Source organism: Thermus sp. FJN-A (assembly GCF_054655095.1).
In genome coordinates this window covers 1-236 of record NZ_BAAHSC010000263.1, presented here as the reverse complement: position 1 = coordinate 236, position 236 = coordinate 1, and the positions used below count along the sequence as shown (strand labels likewise).

Here is a 236-nt window from a genome sequence, read left to right as displayed (position 1 = left end):
CGGGTGGCCAGGCGGGCGGGGCTCAAGGACTGGCAACGCATCACCCCCCATAAGCTCCGCCACTCCTACGCCAGCGCCCTGGTGGAGGCGGGGCGGGGGATTGACGAGGTGAAGGAGCTTCTGGGGCACAGCTCCATCAGCACCACCCAGGTCTACGTGCACGTCTCCCGCAAGCGCCTGGAGGAGGCCGCCCGGGCGTTGCCGGATGTGGTGGGGTGAAATGCCTTCTATCCTTG

The 236-nt window shown here is 67.8% G+C and carries 1 protein-coding gene; it reads left to right on the top strand.

The window, feature by feature from the left end; genetic code table 11:
• The coding region (locus ACYQ0J_RS13655; RefSeq protein ID WP_460172625.1) for a tyrosine-type recombinase/integrase at positions 1-219 on the top strand (219 nt) is incomplete at its 5' end.
• Positions 220-236 lie beyond the last annotated feature (17 nt).